The sequence below is a fragment of the Amycolatopsis sp. NPDC089917 genome (genome assembly GCF_040684635.1).
Classification (GTDB): Bacteria; Actinomycetota; Actinomycetes; order Mycobacteriales; family Pseudonocardiaceae; genus Amycolatopsis.
This window is the reverse complement of sequence record NZ_JBFBGL010000032.1, coordinates 45,374-62,872: the sequence shown is the minus strand read 5'-3', so window position 1 is coordinate 62,872 and position 17,499 is coordinate 45,374. Positions and strand designations below refer to the sequence as shown.

Below are 17,499 nucleotides of genomic sequence, written 5' to 3'. Positions count from 1 at the left end.
AGGGTCAGGCCTCTGAGCGCTTCACCAGATGCCGCCCGATCCACCAGGCGGCCTCCACCAGCACGATCCCGACCCCGGCACAGGCGAACGCCGAAAGCGTGTACGCGCTCACGCTCGGGTCCAGCGCGAAGAACTTCTGCGTGAACGGGATCAGGAACAGCGCGAGCGTCAGCACGACCATCCCGCCGATCAGCAGGATCTTCCACCACCGATACGGCCGGGCGACGATCCCGAGCACCCACAGCGCGATCGTGATGAGCGTGATCAGCGCGGTCGTCCCCGCCTGGATCTTGTCCAGTTCGGACTGTCCGGATCCCTTGTACACCAGCAGGTAGCTCACGAACGTCGCCGCGGCGATGACCAGGCCGGCCGGGACGGCCATCCGCATCACCCTGCCGACGAAGCCGGTGCGGGCGCGTTCGTTGTTCGGCGCCAGCGAGAGCACGAAGGCGGGCAGGCCGATCGTGAACCACGCGGTGATCGTGATGTGCCGCGGCAGGAACGGGAACGGCACCTGCGCGATGCCGACCATCAGCGCCAGCAGCACCGAGTAGACCGTCTTGGTGAGGAACAGGTTCGAGACGCGCTCGATGTTGCCGATCACCCGCCGCCCCTCGGCGACGACGTGCGGCAGGGTGGCGAACTTGTCGTCCAGCAGCACGATCTGCGCGACCGCGCGGGTGGCCGGGCTGCCGGCGCCCATGGCGACGCCGATGTCCGCGTCCTTCAGCGCGAGGACGTCGTTGACGCCGTCCCCGGTCATCGCGACGGTGTGGCCCTTCGACTGGAGCGCGCCGACCATCGCGCGTTTCTGCAGCGGGGTCACGCGGCCGAAGACGGCGCGATCCTCGACGGTGTCGGCCAGCTTTTCGGCGTCCTCCGGCAGCTTCCGCGCGTCGACGGGCTTGTCCGCGCCCGGCAGGTCGAGGGTGCCCGCGACGGCGCCCACCGAGATGGCGTTGTCGCCGGAGATGACCTTGACCGCGACGTCCTGGTGCGCGAAGAAGTCCAAAGTGTCCTTCGCGTCGGGGCGGACCTTCTGCTCCAGCACCACGAGCGCGACGGGCAGGATGTCGCCGGGGCCCTCGGCGGTGTCGACGGCCCGCTCGGCGCGGCCCAGCAGCAGGACGCGCAGACCGCGCGAGCCGATCTTCTCGGCCTCCGCCCGCTGCTCTCCCTCGGGCAGCAGGACGTCGGCCGCGCCGAGCACCCAGTCGCCGTCGGAGCCGAACGACGCGCCGCTCCACTTGCGCGCCGAGGAGAACGGCATGGTCGTGGAGACCCGCCAGCCGGGATCGTCCGGGTAGGCCTCGGCGATCGCCTGCAGGCTCGCGTTCGGGCGGGGATCCGCGGCGGCGAGCGCGGCCAGCACGTCGTCCACCGGGTGGCCCGGCGTGATCTCGCGGACCTCGGAGAGCCGCATCGCGTTCTCGGTGAGCGTGCCGGTCTTGTCCGCGCACACCACGTCGACCCGGGCGAGGCCCTCGATCGCCGGCAGTTCCTGCACGAGGCACTGGCGTTTGCCGAGCCGGATGACGCCGACCGCGAGCGCGACGCTGGTCATCAGCACCAGGCCTTCGGGCACCATCGGCACGAGCGCCGCGACCATGCCGCGCAGCGCGTCCGGCCACGCCTGGTCGCCCGCGAGCTGGTTGTAGATCGTCAGCGCGCCGGCCGGGACGAGCAGGTAGGTGATGAACTTGAGGATCTTGTCGATGCCCTGGCGCAGTTCCGACTTCACCAGGGTGAACTTGCTGGCCTCCGCGGCCAGTTTCGCCGCGTAGGACTCGTCGCCGATGACGTCCGCGCGGTAGGTGCCGCTGCCCGCGACGACGAAGCTGCCGGACAGCACCTTGTCGCCGGGCTGCTTGACCACCGGATCGGATTCCCCGGTCAGCAGCGACTCGTCGACCTCCAGCGCGTCGGCCGTCAGTGCCGGGCCGTCGACCACGATCTTGTCGCCGGGCCCCAGTTCGACGAGGTCCCCGAGCACGACGTCTTCCGGGGCGATCTCGGCGCTCTTCCCGTCACGGCGGACGGTCGGCTTCGCCTGCCCGACGATGGCGAGCCGTTCCAAGGTCCGTTTCGCCCGGAGTTCCTGGATGATGCCCACCGCGCTGTTGACGATGATCAGTCCGCCGAACAACCCGTCGATGAAGTACCCCGTCGACAGGATGAGGACGAACAGCACCCCGTAGATCGCGTTGATCCGGGTGAAGACGTTCGCGCGGATGATCTCGCCGGTGGTCCGGCTGGTCTTCGTCGAGACCGTGTTGGTCTGCCCCGCGGCCACCCGCTGGGCGACTTCTTCGCCGGTGAGACCCCTCGAGGCGCCGGTCAGCACGGCCGGCTGGTCAATTGCCATGCCCGCGACTCTATTCGGCCCCGCCACACGCTCGCGTCAGCCTGGGGGACCATGTCGCCCCTTACTTCAGCATCTTTCGTGTTCGGGGTTGGTCCCACCGTCGGTGGTGTCGACGCGCCACGAACCGCTCTCCAGCCGCAGCGGCAGCACCAGCCGCCAGCGGATGCACGCCTCCGGCAGATACACCGGCGCGTCTTCGACGTCCTGGGTGCTGGTGAAGGCGACGAGCACCCGCAGCGTGTTCGGCGCGCCCGGCTCGACGCGGTAGACGAGGATGCTGCCGTCTCGAGTGGACTGATAGTCCTTCTTCCACTCGGCCGAGGTCTTGGTCTTGGCCCGTTCGCGGCTGACCACCGAAGTCCACTTCGGATAGTCGCGATCGTTGATGGAGTCGAAATACCCCTGCAGCACCTGCCGGACGCTCTGGTACTGCGGATGCGCGAAGACGTCGGGGGTCACCTCGACGGCGGGTGAACCGGGCTGCGCCCCCGGGGCGACCGACGTCGGCGAATCACTGACGATCGGCGCGGTGGGCGCGGCCTCCGGCCGGAGGTAGAGATCACGTGCCAGCAGCCCGACGCCGACGGTCAAGGAGATCACGACCACGAGGACGGGGATCAGCCACCGCTGGCGGGAGAGAGGGCGAGGCTGGGCGGTCACCCTGAAAGGTTAGCCGCCCACCTCTTCCGTCCTCACCCCGTCTACCCGACTTGGTGCAGCCAGGTGACCGGGGCGCCGTCACCGGCGTGCCGGTACGGCTCGAGCGCTTCGTCCCAATTGGCGGCGAGGAGCTCGTCGAGCTTGTGTGCCAGGGATTCACCGGCGCGGACCTTGCTCACGAGGGCACGCAGCTGGTCCTCGCCCACGACGATGTCGCCGTTGGCACTGGTCCTGCCGTGCCAAAGGCCGAGGCCCGGCGCGAAACAGAACCTCTCACCGTCGACCCCCGCACTGGGCTCTTCGGTGACTTCGAACCGGATCATCGGCCACGCCTTGAGCGCGGACGCCAGCTTTCCGCCGGTGCCCGAAGGCGCACGCCAACCACATTCGGCGCGGAGCTGTCCTGGACTGGCGGGCTGCGCCGTCCACTTCAACTCGACTCGGGCACCAAGGGTGCCCGAAATGGCCCACTCGACGTGCGGACAGACCGCAGACGGCGACGAGTGGACGTACACCACGCCACGGGTGTTGCCACGGGTGCTCACTGCTGACCTCCGCTACTCGACGAGGGGCGTCTTCCCCTACGACCTCGCGAGTTGTGCTGGTCAGGTGGCTCGTGCCGCCTCCCGGTACGCGTGAGCACATTGTGCACCCCAACTGTGCTGTTTGGCCACATGAACACCACAAGTCGCACCTGATCGGGACGCGGCGCTCCTGCGAAAGCCCCTTCTTTCGGCTGGGCCGGGGAAAGATCCCGTCACGCGGGTTACCCCGGGGACGGTAATTGTGCCGCCCGGTCCGTGTCAGCCCTGGGCGCCGAGGGACTTCGCCGCGGCGAAGGTGTCCACCAGGCCGGTGCCCTTGTCGAAGCTCGACGTGTACGGCCCGGCCGCCACGTACGGCGAGCCGTTCGTGTACTTGTACGCCGTGCCCTTGATCGCGGCCTCGATGTCACCCGGGCTCGCGTTCGGCGAGACCTGGAACAGCTGCGCGACGATCCCGGTGATCTGCGGCGCCGCCATCGAGGTCCCGCTGATCACGTTGTAGGTGGCCAGGTCCAGCATCCCCGGGCCGTTCTCGGGCTGGAGACCCTGCGTGCAGATCGGCTGCGTGGGGCGGCAGGACGAGAGGATGTTCTCCCCCGGCGCGGAAACGTCGGGCCAGCTCGCCTGACTGGTCTTGAGGCCGCGCGAGGAGAAGTCGGACACCGTGCCGTCGCGGGTGCCGGTCCCCTGGTCGTTGGACGACGCCACCGAGAGCACGCCCGGCGTCTGGTCCTGTCCCGGCGGGTTGGAGAGGTTCGCCGAACCGTCGCCGCCGTCGTTCCCGTTCGCCCACACCGTGACGACGCCTTCCGCGGCGAGCGCGCGCTGGAGCTTCACCGTCGCGGAGTCCGGGTCGAAGGTGCCGCCGCCGCTGGGACCGTAGGAGTTGTTGGTCACCTTGATCGGCGGGCACACCGACGCCGGGACGCCCGCGCCGCAAGGCGCCTTGTGGTTCTCCAGCACCCAGTTCAGCGCCGCGTCCGTGCCGAGCACGAGCAGCGCCGCCCCGGTCGAGACCGAGACGATCTTCGAGCCCGGCGCCGAGCCGCCGACCTTGGTGCCGTCGGTCAGCGTCAGCTGGTTGCCGGCGGCGATGCCGGTGACGTGCGTGCCGTGGCCGCCGAGGGAGAGGGTGTCGGTGTCGACGGCGGTCGGGAGGTCGACGATGCAGTCGGTCGCCGTGCCGTCGAGGCAGAGGCTCTTGAGACTGCGCACGACCCGGGTCTTGCCGTCGGCTCCCTTGAACGCCGGATGCGTCGGGTCGACGCCGGTGTCGATGACCGCCACGGAGACGCCCCTGCCGTCCACCGGGGCGCCACTCGCGTCCTTGAGCTGTGCCTGCGTCTGGAGGCTCCGGGTCGCCGTGGTGCCGGCGCTGCCGTGTGCCTTGAGTTTCTCGTTGCCCTCGACGTAAGTGACGCCGTCCGCCTTGCGGACCGCGCGGACCTGGTCGGCGGTGCCCCGGACGGCGACGACGCCGATCTTGCCGAACGAGGTGATCTTCGTGAGCCCGGCGCCGCGGGCGGCGCGTTCGGCGGTGGCGACGTCGCCGGCGTGCACGAGCGCGGTCACCCCCGTCGCACCGGTGACGGCCGAGAGCAGGCCGGAGAGTCCGGGGGCGACGGGTGCGAGCGGTCCCGCGGCCTGCGCGGGGACCATCCCCGCGACCGGGACGGCGAGCAGGGCGACGACGAACGCGGCGCGTCGACGCCAGGGGCGGGATACGGCCATGACGTTTCTCCTGGTGACAGGGGACAAAGGAGTTGTGACTTACCAACGAGTAACACTCGGACGAGTGACGGCGCTCACGTGGATGACAACTTCGCGGCACAACATCACCGCGCCTACCTGCGACGTGTCTTCCCGTTAGTCCGGATGGAGGCGCTACTTTGTGCATCGAGACCGACGAGATGGGGAGGGGTTCGGTGCGACTCGTTCGCCTCGCTCAACAGCCGTCCCGGGTGGCCGAGGACGTCCGCGCCGCGCTGGCTTCACTCGGCCGGGGCAGCAACGTCGTGGGCGGGGTGGCCCTGGTGGGCGCCAGCCCGGTCGACGGCCGTCCGGTCGAAGCCGTCGTCGTCATGCCGAAGGGCGTCCTCATCGTCATCGGCGTCGACCTGCCGGACCCGGCGCTGAAACTCGAAGCCCCGCTCGGCGGGCCGTGGAAGGCCGACGGCTGGCCGCTGGTCCACGGGGACACCTCGATCAACCCGGCCACCGACGCGCTCTCGCTGTCGGCCGCGTGCACGCACAAGATCGCGGACGTCGCCCCCGGTGCCGGGCCGATCGGCACGATCATCGCCGTCGGTCCCTATGTGGAGACTGTCGACCAGCCGGCCGCGGACCTCGCCGGTTCGGTCCGAGTCCTGTACCCGACGGCGACGACGATGCTCGCCGCGACGGTCTCGCTGGCCACCGCCGCCCGTCCCCGCTCGGTGCAGCAGGCGCGGGACCTGATCGCCGCGCTCGCCCCGGACGCGCCGCCGATGCCCGAAGAGATGTTGCTCGGGGAGGGGTTCAGCGCCTATTCCGACGACGAGCCGACCGTGGTCCGCGAGAATCCGCTCGTCGCGATCGCCCCGACGGTTCCGGTCCAGCATCCGGGGAAGCAGAAGAGACCGGCGAAACCGGTCGTTCCGCCCGCACCCCCGGTCAAGCCCGCTCAGCCCGCGCAAGCCGCGCCGCCCGTCCGGCCCGCTCCGCCGGTCCAGCAGGCCCCGCCGCCCGCGGCGGCCGCCGCGGCCGCTCCCGCGGACTCCGCACCGAAGGCACCTCATCAGTCCAAGACGGTGAAGTGGCTCCCGCTCGCCGCGATCGGCCTGCTCGTCGTGCTGCTGGTCGCGGCCATCAGCGTGGCCTCCGGCGGCGACGACACCGCGTCGACGCAGACTCCCCCGCCGCCGACCCCGGCGAGCAGTCCTCCGCCGCCGAGCAGCAGCGCGGTGGAGAACATCCAGTTCACCTCGCGGGCGTCGGCCGCGGATCAGAAATGCGCGTCGCACGCGTACGGCGACGTCCAGTCGAGCCTCCAGCAGACGAGTTGCTCCACGGTGAAACGGGCCAGCTTCGCCAGTTCCATCGACGGCCGGGCCGCCGCGGTCACGATCGCCGTCGTGGAATTCCCGAACGCGGAGCAGGCGATGGCGTTCAAGGCCGCGGCCGACAACCCCGGCGGTGGCGGCATTCTCGACGTCGCCACCGAGACCGATCAGTGGCAGGGCGACGTGCCGGTGTTCGAAGGCGCCGCCTATCAGAGCAGCCTGGACGGGAACTCGGTCCGGCTGGTCCAGGTCGTGTGGGTGCCGGGACCGTCCACTCCGGACGATCCCGGCCTGGTCCGGGGCGCGAAGGCCGCCCTCGAACTCCCCGTCAACGGCTAAAGGCCGTATGCCTCCAGGAGACGCAGCCACACCTCGCTGATCGTGGGGAACGACGGGACCGCGTGCCACAGGCGGGACAGCGGGACCTCGCCCACGATCGCGATCGTCGCCGAGTGCAGCAGTTCCGCCACGTCCTGCCCGACGAAGGTCGCGCCGACGAGCACACCGCGTTCGGTGTCGACGACGATCCGCGCCTTGCCCGCGTAGCCGTCCGCGTGCAGCGACGAGCCGGCGACCGCGATGTCGATGTCGACGACGCGGTGCGGTTTACCCTCTTCCGGTCCGGCGAGCCCGACCGAAGCGACCTCCGGGTCGGTGAAGACGACCTGCGGGATGGCGTGGTGGTCGGCGGTGGAACTGTGCGCGCTCCACGCGGTGGGGTCGACCGGTTTGCCCGCCGCCTGCGCGACCACGGCGTCCCCGGTGGTGCGGGCGGCGTACTTGCCCTGATGGGTCAGCGGCGCCCGGCCGGTGACGTCCCCGACGGCGAACAGCCAGTCACCGTCCACAGCGGACACACGGCCGTTGTCGTCCGTCGTGAGCGTCACACCCGCTTCGAGCCCGAGCGTCTCGACGCCGAGTCCGTCGGTCGCGGGACGGCGGCCGGTGGCGACGAGCAGCTCGTCGACGACCAACCGGTCGCCCCCCTTCAAGGCCAATTCCTTACCACCGTCCACAGCGGACACGGAGTCGAGACCTGATCCGGTGTGCACGACGACCCCTGCTTCACGGAGTCCCGCGATGACGGCGTCGCCCGCGAACCCGGGCAGTCGTGGCAAGGGACGTTCGCCCGAGATGATCAAGTGGACTTCGGCGCCGAGTGTCGCGAAGGCCTGGGCCATTTCGACGCCGACGACCCCTCCGCCGAGCACACCGAGACGGCGCGGGACAGCTTCCGCCGAGGTCGCCTCTCGCGAACCCCAAGTGGAAACGGTGTCCAGCCCGGGGATCGACGGCGTCCGCGGCACACTGCCGGTGGCAACGATCACGGCGTGCCGCGCGGTCAGGACGTCACCGCCGTCGACCGTCACCTCCCGCTCACCGGTGATCCGGCCGTGCCCGCGGATCGGGACGATCCCGACGCCTTCGGCCCACTTGAACTGTCCGCTGTCGTCTCCCTTGCCGGTGAACCAGTCCCGGCGCGCGAAAACCTGGGCCGGGTCGACCGCGTCGCCGACCGGGACACCCGGAACGCGCTTGGCGGCGGCGAGGAGGTTCCCCGGCCGCAGCAGCGCCTTGCTCGGAATGCAGGCCCAGTAAGAACATTCGCCGCCGAAGCGTTCGTGTTCGACGAGGGCGACCCGAAGTCCGCCGCGCGCGGCCCGCTCGGCGGCGACCTCGCCGACGGGTCCGCCTCCGATCACGATCACGTCAAAAGTCTGTGCTGACATGCATTCAGCGCACACCACCGCGCAGCTTCGCGCAACCTGCCGCTATCCTCGTGTCGCTGCGTGAGTCATCAGCCGCGGGTTCAGGGTTCACCGTGCCGGTTACGCAGTAGAACGATCGAGCGCGGGAGGTTTTTTCATGGCCAGGAACACTGCTGTGCATTTGCTGGACGATCTGACCGGCGAGGCGGCCGAAGAAACGGTCGCTTTCGGTTTGGACGGAATCGCTTACGACATCGACCTTTCGGCCGACAACGCCACCGCACTCCGGGAAATCCTGAGTGCGTACGTGGAGAACGGCCGCCGGATCGGTGGACGCAAACTGCGGCCGCGGGTGGTGCAGCGGCCCAAGGGCACGCGGGTGTCGAAGTCGACCCCGAAGACCGCGGCCACCGCCGCGAAGGCCGAGGCGAAGACGGCCGCCAAACCGGCCCGCAAGCCCGCCGCGAAGGGTGTCGCCGGTCGCAAGCCCGCCGCCAAGAAGGCCGCCGCCCCCAAGGCCGAAGCGAAGACTCCCGCCAAGACCACGGCGAAAGCCACCGCCGCCAAGGCGAAGTCGACCCGCGGCACCGCGGCGAAGTCCACCACCGCGAAGGCTCCGGCCGGTCGCGCCAAGGCCGCCGCCGCGGCGAAGACCCCGGCCAAGGCGGCCCCGAAGACCGCCGCCAAGACGACGTCCGCGAAGGCGGCTCCGAAGGCCGCGGCCGCGAAGACGACCGCCACCAAGGCAGCGCCGAAGGCCGCCGCCAAGGCGCCGGCGAAGAAGGCAGCCGAGCCGAAGAAGACCACGCGCGCCGCCCGCAAGGTGCCCGCGGTCACTTTCTCGGCCACCGAAAAGTAACGCACCGAAAAAGGCCCTTTCGCGATTTTCACGAAAGGGCCTTTTTCGTTTTCGCCTTATTTGCGCTGAGCGCCTTCGGAATGCCATTCCGGGTAGTGGTACCTCGTGTGCCGGAGCGAGCGGTGCCACTCCAGCTCGCCGGCCGACGGCTTCCGGATGGCGAGTTCACCCAGTTGCGCGGCCGCCGCCACCCGGACCGCGGCCGTGACTTCGGCAACACCTTTGCGCAGGCCATGTTCCGCGAGCGACGCGACCGGGCTCCGATGGGAGTCGAGCGGACGGGGATCGGCGGGCGCCGAAGTGAGGTACCGGCCGACCCGCTCGGCCGCGGTCGAAACGAGCAGAGTGGAATGCGCGAGCAAGCCCGTTCTCGTCCGGAACACGGCGAAACCGCACAGCTTCGCGTCACCGACGAACAGTCCTCGATCACCGAGTCGCGACGGCAGCCCGAGTTCGGCCACCGTCGCGGTCATCAGTTCCCCGAGTGCTTCGAGCGGTTTGACGGCTTCCCCGGTCAGACCGAGTCCCGGCAGGACGAGCGTGATGTTGAGGTTGCCGGGATCGTGGAAAACGGTGCCGCCGCCGCTGGCCCGGCGCAGCACCGGGACGCCGTCGCTCGCACAGACGTCGGCCTTGACCTCGCGTTCGATCTTCTGCCCTCGCCCCACGACCACACTGTCGGTGTTGCGCCAGATCCACAGGACCGGCGCCTCCGGTGCGGCGCGCAGGAGGGCTTCGTCGAACGCGAGGTTGTCGGCCGGGTCGTCGAACGAAGCGACGACTTCCGAAGGGCCGGTCACAGTGCTTTGAGTTCCTCCACGATCTCGCCCACCGACGATTTGGCGTCGCCGAAGAGCATGCTTGTCTTCGCATCGTAGAAGAGCTCGTTGTCGATGCCGGCGAAGCCCGAGCTCATCGAGCGTTTCAGCACGATCACCGACCGGCTGTGGTTCACCTTGAGGATCGGCATCCCGTAGATGGGCGAGCCCGGATCGGTCTCCGCGGCCGGGTTCGTGACGTCGTTCGCGCCGATCACCAGCGCGACGTCGGTCTGGGCGAACTCGGAGTTGATCTCATCCATCTCCTTGAGCTGTTCGTACGGGACGTCGGCCTCGGCGAGGAGCACGTTCATGTGTCCCGGCATCCGGCCCGCGACCGGGTGGATCGCGTACGCGACCGTGATCCCCTTGGCCTCCAGCAGCTTCGCCATCTCGCGGACCACGTGCTGCGCCTGCGCGACGGCCATGCCGTACCCGGGGACGACCACGACCTTGTTGGCGTACGCCATCTGGATCGCGGTGTCGGACGCGCTGGTGCTGCGGACCGGCCGGACCTCGCCCGATCCGCCGCTCGCGACCGCCGTGCCGCCGCCGAACCCGCCGGCGACGATGGCCGGGATCGACCGGTTCATCGCCTTCGCCATCAGATTCGTCAGGATCGAACCCGAGGCGCCGACGATCATGCCCGCCACGATCAGCGCGGTGTTGTCGAGCGCGAGCCCCATGGCCGCGGCCGACAGACCGGTGAGCGCGTTCAGCAACGAGATGACGACCGGCATGTCCGCGCCGCCGATCGGCAGCACGACCACCACGCCGAGCACGCCCGCCGCGACCAGCAGGCCGATCATCAGCAGTTCGGCGCTGCCGCCGGTGGCGATGACCACCGCGAAGACGATCGCGGCGATCAGGACCAGAGCGTTCACCGGCTGCTGCAATTTGCCGAGGGTGATCGGGCGGCCGGAGATGAGTTCCTGCAGTTTCCCGAACGCGATGTTCGAGCCCCAGAAGGACACCGAACCGACGATCGCCGCGAACAACGACGCGATCGCGACGTACGCGGGCTCGTGCGCGTAGCCCTCGGTGGTGCGGAACTCGACCCAGGCGATCAAGGCCACCGCCCCGCCGCCGACGCCGTTGAACAGCGCCACCATCTGCGGCATCGCGGTCATCTTGACCTTGCGCGCGGACGGCACGCCGACGACGACACCGATCGCGACGCCGAGCGCGATCAGCAGCCAGTTGCTCATGCCCGGCGTCAGCAGCGTCGCGATCACCGCGATGCCCATGCCGACCGCCGCGATCCAGTTGCCGCGGACCGCGGTGCGCGGACCGGTCAGGCCCATCAGGCCGTAGATGAACAGTGCGAAGGAAATGATGTAGAGGACGGCGATGAAGGTCGTCACTTGTCACCACCGTCTTCCGGCTTCTTCGCCTTGAACATCGAGAGCATCCGGTCGGTGACGAGGAAGCCGCCGACCACGTTGATCGTGCCGAAGGCGATCGCGATCACCAGCAGGATCTTGTTCAGTACGCCGTCGACCCCGAGGCCGAGCACGATCAGCCCGCCGAGCAGGACGATGCCGTGGATGGCGTTGGTCCCCGACATCAGCGGGGTGTGGAGGGTGTTGGGCACCTTCGAGATGACGGTGAAACCCACGAATCCGGCGAGTACGAGGATCGCCAAGCTGCCTACGAGCATCACTCGCCCCCTTCTTCTTCGGCACCGGGCGCCCCGGCCACGCAGGCCCCGGCGACGATCTCGTCGGAGAAGTCGAGCGCGAGCTTCCCTTCCTTGTCGACGAGCAGTTCGAGCAACTCGGTGACGTTGCGCGCGTAGAGCTCGCTGGAATGCGCGGGCATCTCCGCGGCGAGGTTGAGCGGCGAGCAGATGGTGACGTCGTACTCGACGACCTCCTCGCCCGGTTTCGTCAGTTCGCAGTTGCCGCCGGACTCGCCGGCGAGGTCGACCACGACACCACCGGCGGGCATGCCCTTCACCGCGTCGGCCGTGACGAGGGTCGGCGCCTTGCGACCGGGGACGAGCGCGGTGGTGATCACGACGTCGAATTTCGTGATCGCCTCGGTGAGCCTGCGTTGCTGTTCGGCCTTTTCCTCCGCCGTCAGCTCGCGGGCGTACCCCCCTTCGCCGACCGCCTCGATACCGAGTTCGAGGAATTTCGCGCCGAGCGACTTCACCTGCTCTCCGACCTCGGGCCGGACGTCGTACCCGGTGGTCTGCGCGCCGAGCCGTTTCGCCGTCGCCAGTGCCTGGAGCCCGGCGACACCCGCGCCGAGCACGAGCACCTTCGCCGGGGGCACTGTTCCGGCCGCGGTGGTGAGCATCGGGAAGAACCGCGTGAGTTTCTCCGCGGCCAGCAATACGGCGCGATAACCCGCGACGCTGCTTTGCGACGACAACGCGTCCATCGCCTGCGCACGGGAGATCCGCGGGATCGCCTCGACGGCGAAAGCGCGGACGCCCGCCGTTTCCAGTGCCGCGATCCCCTCGGGATCACCCCGTGGATTCAGGAAGCCGATGAGAATGGTGCCCTGCTTGAGCTTCGCGACTTCGGCCGCGCTCGGAGGCGCCACCTTCACCACGATGTCGGCGTCCCACGGATCGCCGAGCACCGCGCCCGCCTGCTCGAAGGTCTCGTCGGCGAGCAGGGCGCCGGCGCCCGCGCCGGGCTCCACCACCACCCGCAGTCCGCGTCCGGAGACGCGCTCGATGAGCTTCGGTACCAGCGCGATGCGGCGTTCACCTTGTCCGGTCTCCCGGACAACACCGACCGTGAGCTGCTCGTTTTCTGCCGCCACAGGCGACCTCCTCGCTGGAGAGGACCACACGAACCCGCACTGTCTACCACGTCCGACCGACAACTTTCCTGGCTGAACGTATCCGGACGGCATCTTTCCGTGACATCGCTCATCACGATCGATCCAGCCATCGATCCAGGTGCGCGATGTCATAAGGGGTCCCCACAGGACACGTTCCGTCCTATGGGGACCCCTCATGACACCTACGGAGCAACGGTTTCCCGGATCACGGAACGCTGCGCCAGTTCGGCACCCCCAGAAAGATCAACCGCAACCGCCGTTCGGCCGTGCGCACGATCTCGTCGTCACGCGAAGGTGTTTCGAGCAACTCCAGCACCGTCGTGAGCATGGTCGTCACGATCAGGTCGGCGAGCAGGTGCAGATCTTCGGTGCTCCAGTCGCGGAGGAAATCGAACCGCGCGAGGTCGACGGCGAGTTCGCTGACGAAGAGCTTGAGTTCGAAGCCGATCGCCTGCCGGACCGGACCGGTGCCGCCGTACCGCTCCCTGGCCAGGAAGTGGAAATGGTCCTCGTGCGCCCGCACGTGTTCGCGCAGCACGCGCACGGACGAGCGGATCATGTCGTTGTACGCCGACGGCCTCGTGCGCGCGGAGCGGATCATCGTGCGCAAGGTGCGCATCGACTCCTCGACGAGCGCCACGCCGAGTTCGTCCATCGACGCGAAATGACGGTAGAACGCCGTCGGCACGATCCCGGCCTGCTTCGCGACCTCGCGCAGGCTCAGCCCGGAGAACCCGCGTTCCGCCACCAGGTCCAGCGCGGCGTCCAGCAGCGCTTGACGCGTTCGCTGCTTGCGCTCCTGCCGGGAAACGGGCTCAGTTGTCACGACGGACAGCGTAATCGCCTCCGCGGTATCACCCACGTCACATCGCCGTCCTCTCGCGTTGACAAGCCGGATCTTCGCCACTTCACTGTTCAGTGTACAAGCGTTCACTGAACTTGGGAGAAAGTGATGACGGCACTGGTACCGCGCAGGGCCAGGCGGCTGGCCTCGCTGGCCGAGGCCCTGCTCACGCCCCACGGCATGGACCGCTACCTCGAACTCGTCGATCCGATGCTGGTCCGCCACGAGATCCGCGGCCTGGTCACCGGCGTCCGGCGGCAGACACCCGACACGGTCACGCTGACCCTCCGGCCGAGCCGGGCCTGGCGGGGCCACGTCGCGGGCCAGTACGTGCGGGTGACCGTCGAGATCGACGGCGTCCGCCGGACCCGCTGCTACTCGCCCGCCGGTTCGGAGCACGACGGGACACTGGAACTGACCATCAAGGCCGATCCCCAAGGACTCGTCTCGCGGCATCTCAACCGCACGGTCACCACGGGTTCCGTCCTCGGACTGTCCACTGCGGACGGTGAGTTCACCCTGCCGTCGCCGAGGCCGCGGCGGATCCTGTTGCTCAGCGGCGGGAGCGGGATCACGCCCGTCCTGTCGATGCTGCGCACGCTGGCCGACGAGAAGCACGAGGGCGACGTCGCGTTCCTGCACTACTCCAACGGCGCCGACGACGCGCTCTACCGCGCCGAGCTCGCCGACCTCGCCCGGCGCCTGCCCGGCCTGCGGGTGGTACACGCGTTCACTCACGCGAAAAGCGGCGGCGACCTGCACGGGTTCTTCTCGAAGGACCACCTCGCGGAGGCCGCGCCGTGGTACCCGGACGCCGAAACGTTCCTGTGCGGCCCGAAGCCGCTGATGGATTCGGTCCGCGAGGCGTTCGAGGCCGACGGCCTCGGTGCACATCTGCACACCGAGGAGTTCACGCCGCCGGCGCTCACCTTCGACACCGAGAACGCCGAAGGACAGGTCCGGTTCGCGCGCAGCGGCCGTGAGTTCGACAACTCCGGGAAACCGCTGCTGGAGCAGGCCGAAGACGCGGGGCTGCGCCCGGAACACGGCTGCCGGATGGGCATCTGCTTCTCCTGCACCCAGATCAAGACCTCCGGCTGCGTGCGCAACGCCAAGACCGGCGAGACCTCCAGCGAAGAGAACGAAGAGATCCAGCTCTGCATCTCCGTCCCGGTCGGGGACGTCGAGATCAACGCTTAGAAAGGAACGGTCATGACGGGCTTGCAGGACAAACTGACCCCGCGACAGGTCGAGGACTTCGGCCGCGAACTGGACGAGATCCGGCAGCGGATCGTCGCCGACCTCGGCCAGGTCGACGTCGACTACATCCACAACGTCATCAAGACCCAGCGCGCGCTCGAGGTCGCCGGCCGCGGACTGCTGTTCGCCGGCTTCTTCCCGCCCGCCTGGGTCGCCGGTGTCGCCGCGCTTTCGGTGGCGAAGATCCTCGACAACATGGAGATCGGCCACAACGTCATGCACGGCCAGTACGACTGGACGCGTGACCCGGCGCTGAGCTCGCAGAAGTTCGAATGGGACACCGTCGCGCCGTCGGAGAACTGGCGTCACTCCCACAACTACATCCACCACACGTACACGAACATCCTCGACAAGGACCGCGACATCGGTTACGGCATCCTGCGGATGGACCCGGCACAGAAGTGGAATCCGTACTACCTGGGCAACCCGGTGTACGCGACGCTGCTCGCGCTGTTCTTCCAGTGGGGCGTCATGCTGCACGACCTCGAGGTCGACCGGGTCGTCAAGGGCGAGCGGACCTGGGCCGAGAACGTTCCGGTGCTGCGGAAGATCGTGCGCAAGGCCGGCCGCCAGGTCGGCAAGGACTACGTGCTCTTCCCGCTGCTGACCGGTCCGCTCGCGCCGCTGACCTTCCTAGGCAACGCGACCGCGAACCTGACCCGCAACCTGTGGGCGTTCTCGATCATCTTCTGCGGCCACTTCCCGGCCGACGTCGAGAGCTTCACCGAGGAGGAGACCGAGAACGAGTCGCGGGGCCAGTGGTACCTGCGGCAGATCCTCGGCTCGGCGAACATCACCGGCGGCAAGCTCTTCCACGTCATGACCGGGAACCTCTCGCACCAGATCGAGCACCACCTGTTCCCGGACATCCCGGCGCGCCGCTACCCGGAGATCGCGGGCGAGGTGCGGGCGATCTGCGAGAAGTACGGCCTGCCGTACAACACCGGCCCCCTGCACAAGCAGCTGCTCTCGGTGGCCAGGAAGATCGTGAAACTGGCCCTGCCGTGGAACGGTGAACCCCGCACTCCGGCTACCGTGGAGAGCGACAAGACCCTCCGAGCGGCTTAAGGTGTCTGACATGGTCGGTCAGTTCGAAAGCACCAAGGACGTGGTCCAAGAGGTCACCGAGTCCGCGGCCACCCACATCGGCAACATCGCGACGATCATCACCGGCGCGATCCGGGACATCGCCCGCGAGACCGGCGACTGGCTGACGGACGTCATCGAGATGCGCGAGGCGTCGCAGCGCGCGCAGGCGGACGAAAACCGCGAAGACTAGGGAAACCTGGATGGGCGTGAGGCGGGTGACCACGGCAAGCTGAAACCGTGATCACCCGCTACGCCCTGCCCGGGCGCGTCCTCGGCTCGCAGCTGAACCGCGCGTACTGGGCCGAGCTGGTGTGGGTGATCATCGGCGCGCCGCTCACGCTGGTGTTCGTCGTGCTCGTCGTCGTCGGGCTGCTCCTGGGGATCACCCTGAGCCTGCTCACCGTCGGGCTGCCGGTGCTCATCGGCGTCGTGGCGGGCGCGCGGCTGATCGGCGCCGCGCACATCGGTCTCTCACGCCTCCTGCTCGGGACGACGGTCACCACGCCCTCCCGGCCCGAGCTGCGGCCGGGCCTGTGGAACGGGATCAAGAGCAAGATCGCGGACCCGATCGGCTGGCGGTCGATCGCCTACCTGCTGATCCGGCTGCCGCTGTCGCTGATCGAGTTCTTCCTGGTCGCGATCCTGTTCGTGTACGCCGTGAGCACGCTGACCTACCCGTTCTTCTGGTTCACCCTGAACGGTGAAGCCATGCCGACGTTCGACCTCCACGTCGGCGCCTGGCCCCTCACCCTGCTGCTCGCCTTCACCGGACTGGCCGTGCTGGTGGCGATGCCGTGGGTGGTGCACGGCCTGACCGAGTTCGACCGCCTGCTGGTGCGCGGGATCCTCGGCGCCGAAGACCTCTCCAAACGCGTGCGGGACCTCGAACGCAGCCGGGCGAGCGCCGTCGACGACGCGACGCGGCAGCTCCGCCGGATCGAACGCGACCTGCACGACGGCGCGCAGGCTCAGCTGGTCGCGCTCGCGATGAAGCTCGGGATCGCGAAGGACGAGCTGTCCGGTGGCGGCGACATCGAGCAGGTCACCACGCTGGTCACCGCCGCGCACGCCAACGCGAAACAGGCGCTGGTCGAACTGCGCGATCTCGCCCGCGGCATCCACCCCGCCGCGCTCGACGCCGGTCTCGACGTCGCACTGTCCACTTTGGCCGCGGGCTCGGGCATCGACGCGCGGATCACGGTGGACCTGCCGAGCAGGCCGTCGCCGTCGATCGAGACCATCGCCTACTTCACCGTCGCCGAACTGCTGACCAATGCCGCGAAGCACACTTCCGCCGCGATCGAGGTCGACGTGGGTATCGTCGGAGACGCCTTGCGGCTCGTGGTGCACGACGGCGGCGAAGGCGGTGCCCGGCAGGAACGCGGCGGCGGGCTCGCCGGGATCGCCGAACGGCTCGCGACGGTGGACGGCAGGCTCGACATCGACAGTCCTCAAGGAGGGCCTACGGTGGTCAGCGCGGAAATACCTTTACGGAAATAGGACATGGGGG

The 17,499-nt window shown here is 68.9% G+C and carries 16 protein-coding genes; 6 read left to right on the top strand and 10 right to left on the bottom strand.

What is annotated here, in order from left to right:
* Window positions 1-4: 4 nt before the first annotated feature.
* The 4 genes from AB0N89_RS23425 to AB0N89_RS23410 all read right to left on the bottom strand — a co-directional run bounded on the left by AB0N89_RS23425 (window position 5) and on the right by AB0N89_RS23410 (window position 5,301).
* A complete protein-coding gene (locus AB0N89_RS23425; protein WP_364207709.1) occupies window positions 5-2,365 on the bottom strand; it encodes a cation-translocating P-type ATPase in 2,361 nt (786 codons plus the stop codon).
* Between the two features lie 66 nt (window positions 2,366-2,431).
* Entirely contained in the window at window positions 2,432-3,025 is a 594-nt protein-coding gene (locus AB0N89_RS23420; protein WP_364207707.1) for a hypothetical protein, read from the bottom strand.
* A gap of 41 nt (window positions 3,026-3,066) precedes the next feature.
* The gene (locus AB0N89_RS23415; protein WP_005154552.1) at window positions 3,067-3,570 is read right to left on the bottom strand and encodes a DUF3145 domain-containing protein; all 504 of its coding nucleotides are present in this window, start codon (window positions 3,568-3,570) and stop codon (window positions 3,067-3,069) included.
* Between the two features lie 258 nt (window positions 3,571-3,828).
* Window positions 3,829-5,301 carry a S8 family serine peptidase gene (locus AB0N89_RS23410; RefSeq protein ID WP_364207705.1) on the bottom strand — a complete coding sequence of 491 codons (1,473 nt, stop codon included), beginning with the start codon at window positions 5,299-5,301 and terminating at the stop codon, window positions 3,829-3,831.
* A 194-nt stretch (window positions 5,302-5,495) separates the two neighbouring features.
* Here AB0N89_RS23410 and AB0N89_RS23405 point away from each other — a divergent pair, with 194 nt between their 5' ends.
* Complete coding sequence (locus AB0N89_RS23405) at window positions 5,496-6,950, top strand: hypothetical protein (RefSeq protein WP_364207703.1); 1,455 nt, start codon at window positions 5,496-5,498, stop codon at window positions 6,948-6,950.
* Here AB0N89_RS23405 and AB0N89_RS23400 read toward each other — a convergent pair.
* Entirely contained in the window at window positions 6,947-8,320 is a 1,374-nt protein-coding gene (locus tag AB0N89_RS23400; protein WP_364207701.1) for an NAD(P)/FAD-dependent oxidoreductase, read from the bottom strand. The two genes, AB0N89_RS23405 and AB0N89_RS23400, sit on opposite strands and share 4 nt — an antisense overlap.
* Window positions 8,321-8,477: 157 nt before the next feature.
* Here AB0N89_RS23400 and AB0N89_RS23395 point away from each other — a divergent pair, with 157 nt between their 5' ends.
* Window positions 8,478-9,179 (top strand): histone-like nucleoid-structuring protein Lsr2, encoded by a 702-nt coding sequence (locus AB0N89_RS23395; protein WP_364207699.1) that lies wholly within the window; start codon window positions 8,478-8,480, stop codon window positions 9,177-9,179.
* A gap of 56 nt (window positions 9,180-9,235) precedes the next feature.
* Here the strand turns inward: AB0N89_RS23395 and AB0N89_RS23390 are convergent, their stop codons facing one another.
* The 5 genes from AB0N89_RS23390 to AB0N89_RS23370 all read right to left on the bottom strand — a co-directional run bounded on the left by AB0N89_RS23390 (window position 9,236) and on the right by AB0N89_RS23370 (window position 13,658).
* Window positions 9,236-9,979: a lipoate--protein ligase family protein gene (locus AB0N89_RS23390; RefSeq protein WP_364207697.1), complete on the bottom strand. Its 744-nt coding sequence runs from the start codon at window positions 9,977-9,979 to the stop codon at window positions 9,236-9,238.
* On the bottom strand, window positions 9,976-11,361 hold the full coding sequence (locus AB0N89_RS23385) for an NAD(P)(+) transhydrogenase (Re/Si-specific) subunit beta (protein ID WP_364207695.1): 1,386 nt from the start codon (window positions 11,359-11,361) through the stop codon (window positions 9,976-9,978). The genes AB0N89_RS23390 and AB0N89_RS23385 overlap by 4 nt, the downstream gene beginning before the upstream one ends.
* Entirely contained in the window at window positions 11,358-11,657 is a 300-nt protein-coding gene (locus tag AB0N89_RS23380; protein WP_007032801.1) for an NAD(P) transhydrogenase subunit alpha, read from the bottom strand. The genes AB0N89_RS23385 and AB0N89_RS23380 overlap by 4 nt, the downstream gene beginning before the upstream one ends.
* Window positions 11,657-12,775 (bottom strand): Re/Si-specific NAD(P)(+) transhydrogenase subunit alpha, encoded by a 1,119-nt coding sequence (locus AB0N89_RS23375; RefSeq protein WP_364207693.1) that lies wholly within the window; start codon window positions 12,773-12,775, stop codon window positions 11,657-11,659. The genes AB0N89_RS23380 and AB0N89_RS23375 overlap by 1 nt, the downstream gene beginning before the upstream one ends.
* Window positions 12,776-13,001: 226 nt before the next feature.
* On the bottom strand, window positions 13,002-13,658 hold the full coding sequence (locus AB0N89_RS23370) for a TetR family transcriptional regulator (RefSeq protein ID WP_364207691.1): 657 nt from the start codon (window positions 13,656-13,658) through the stop codon (window positions 13,002-13,004).
* 90 nt (window positions 13,659-13,748) lie between these two features.
* Between AB0N89_RS23370 and AB0N89_RS23365 the strand changes: the two genes are divergently transcribed.
* The 4 genes from AB0N89_RS23365 to AB0N89_RS23350 are packed head-to-tail and all read left to right on the top strand — an operon-like array spanning window position 13,749 to window position 17,489.
* Window positions 13,749-14,840, top strand: coding sequence for an FAD-binding oxidoreductase (locus AB0N89_RS23365; RefSeq protein WP_364207689.1), 1,092 nt, complete (start codon window positions 13,749-13,751; stop codon window positions 14,838-14,840).
* A 12-nt stretch (window positions 14,841-14,852) separates the two neighbouring features.
* Window positions 14,853-15,968: an acyl-CoA desaturase gene (locus AB0N89_RS23360; RefSeq protein WP_364207687.1), complete on the top strand. Its 1,116-nt coding sequence runs from the start codon at window positions 14,853-14,855 to the stop codon at window positions 15,966-15,968.
* 10 nt (window positions 15,969-15,978) lie between these two features.
* A complete protein-coding gene (locus tag AB0N89_RS23355) occupies window positions 15,979-16,179 on the top strand; it encodes a hypothetical protein (protein ID WP_126736024.1) in 201 nt (66 codons plus the stop codon).
* Between the two features lie 47 nt (window positions 16,180-16,226).
* Complete coding sequence (locus AB0N89_RS23350; protein WP_364207684.1) at window positions 16,227-17,489, top strand: sensor domain-containing protein; 1,263 nt, start codon at window positions 16,227-16,229, stop codon at window positions 17,487-17,489.
* Window positions 17,490-17,499 lie beyond the last annotated feature (10 nt).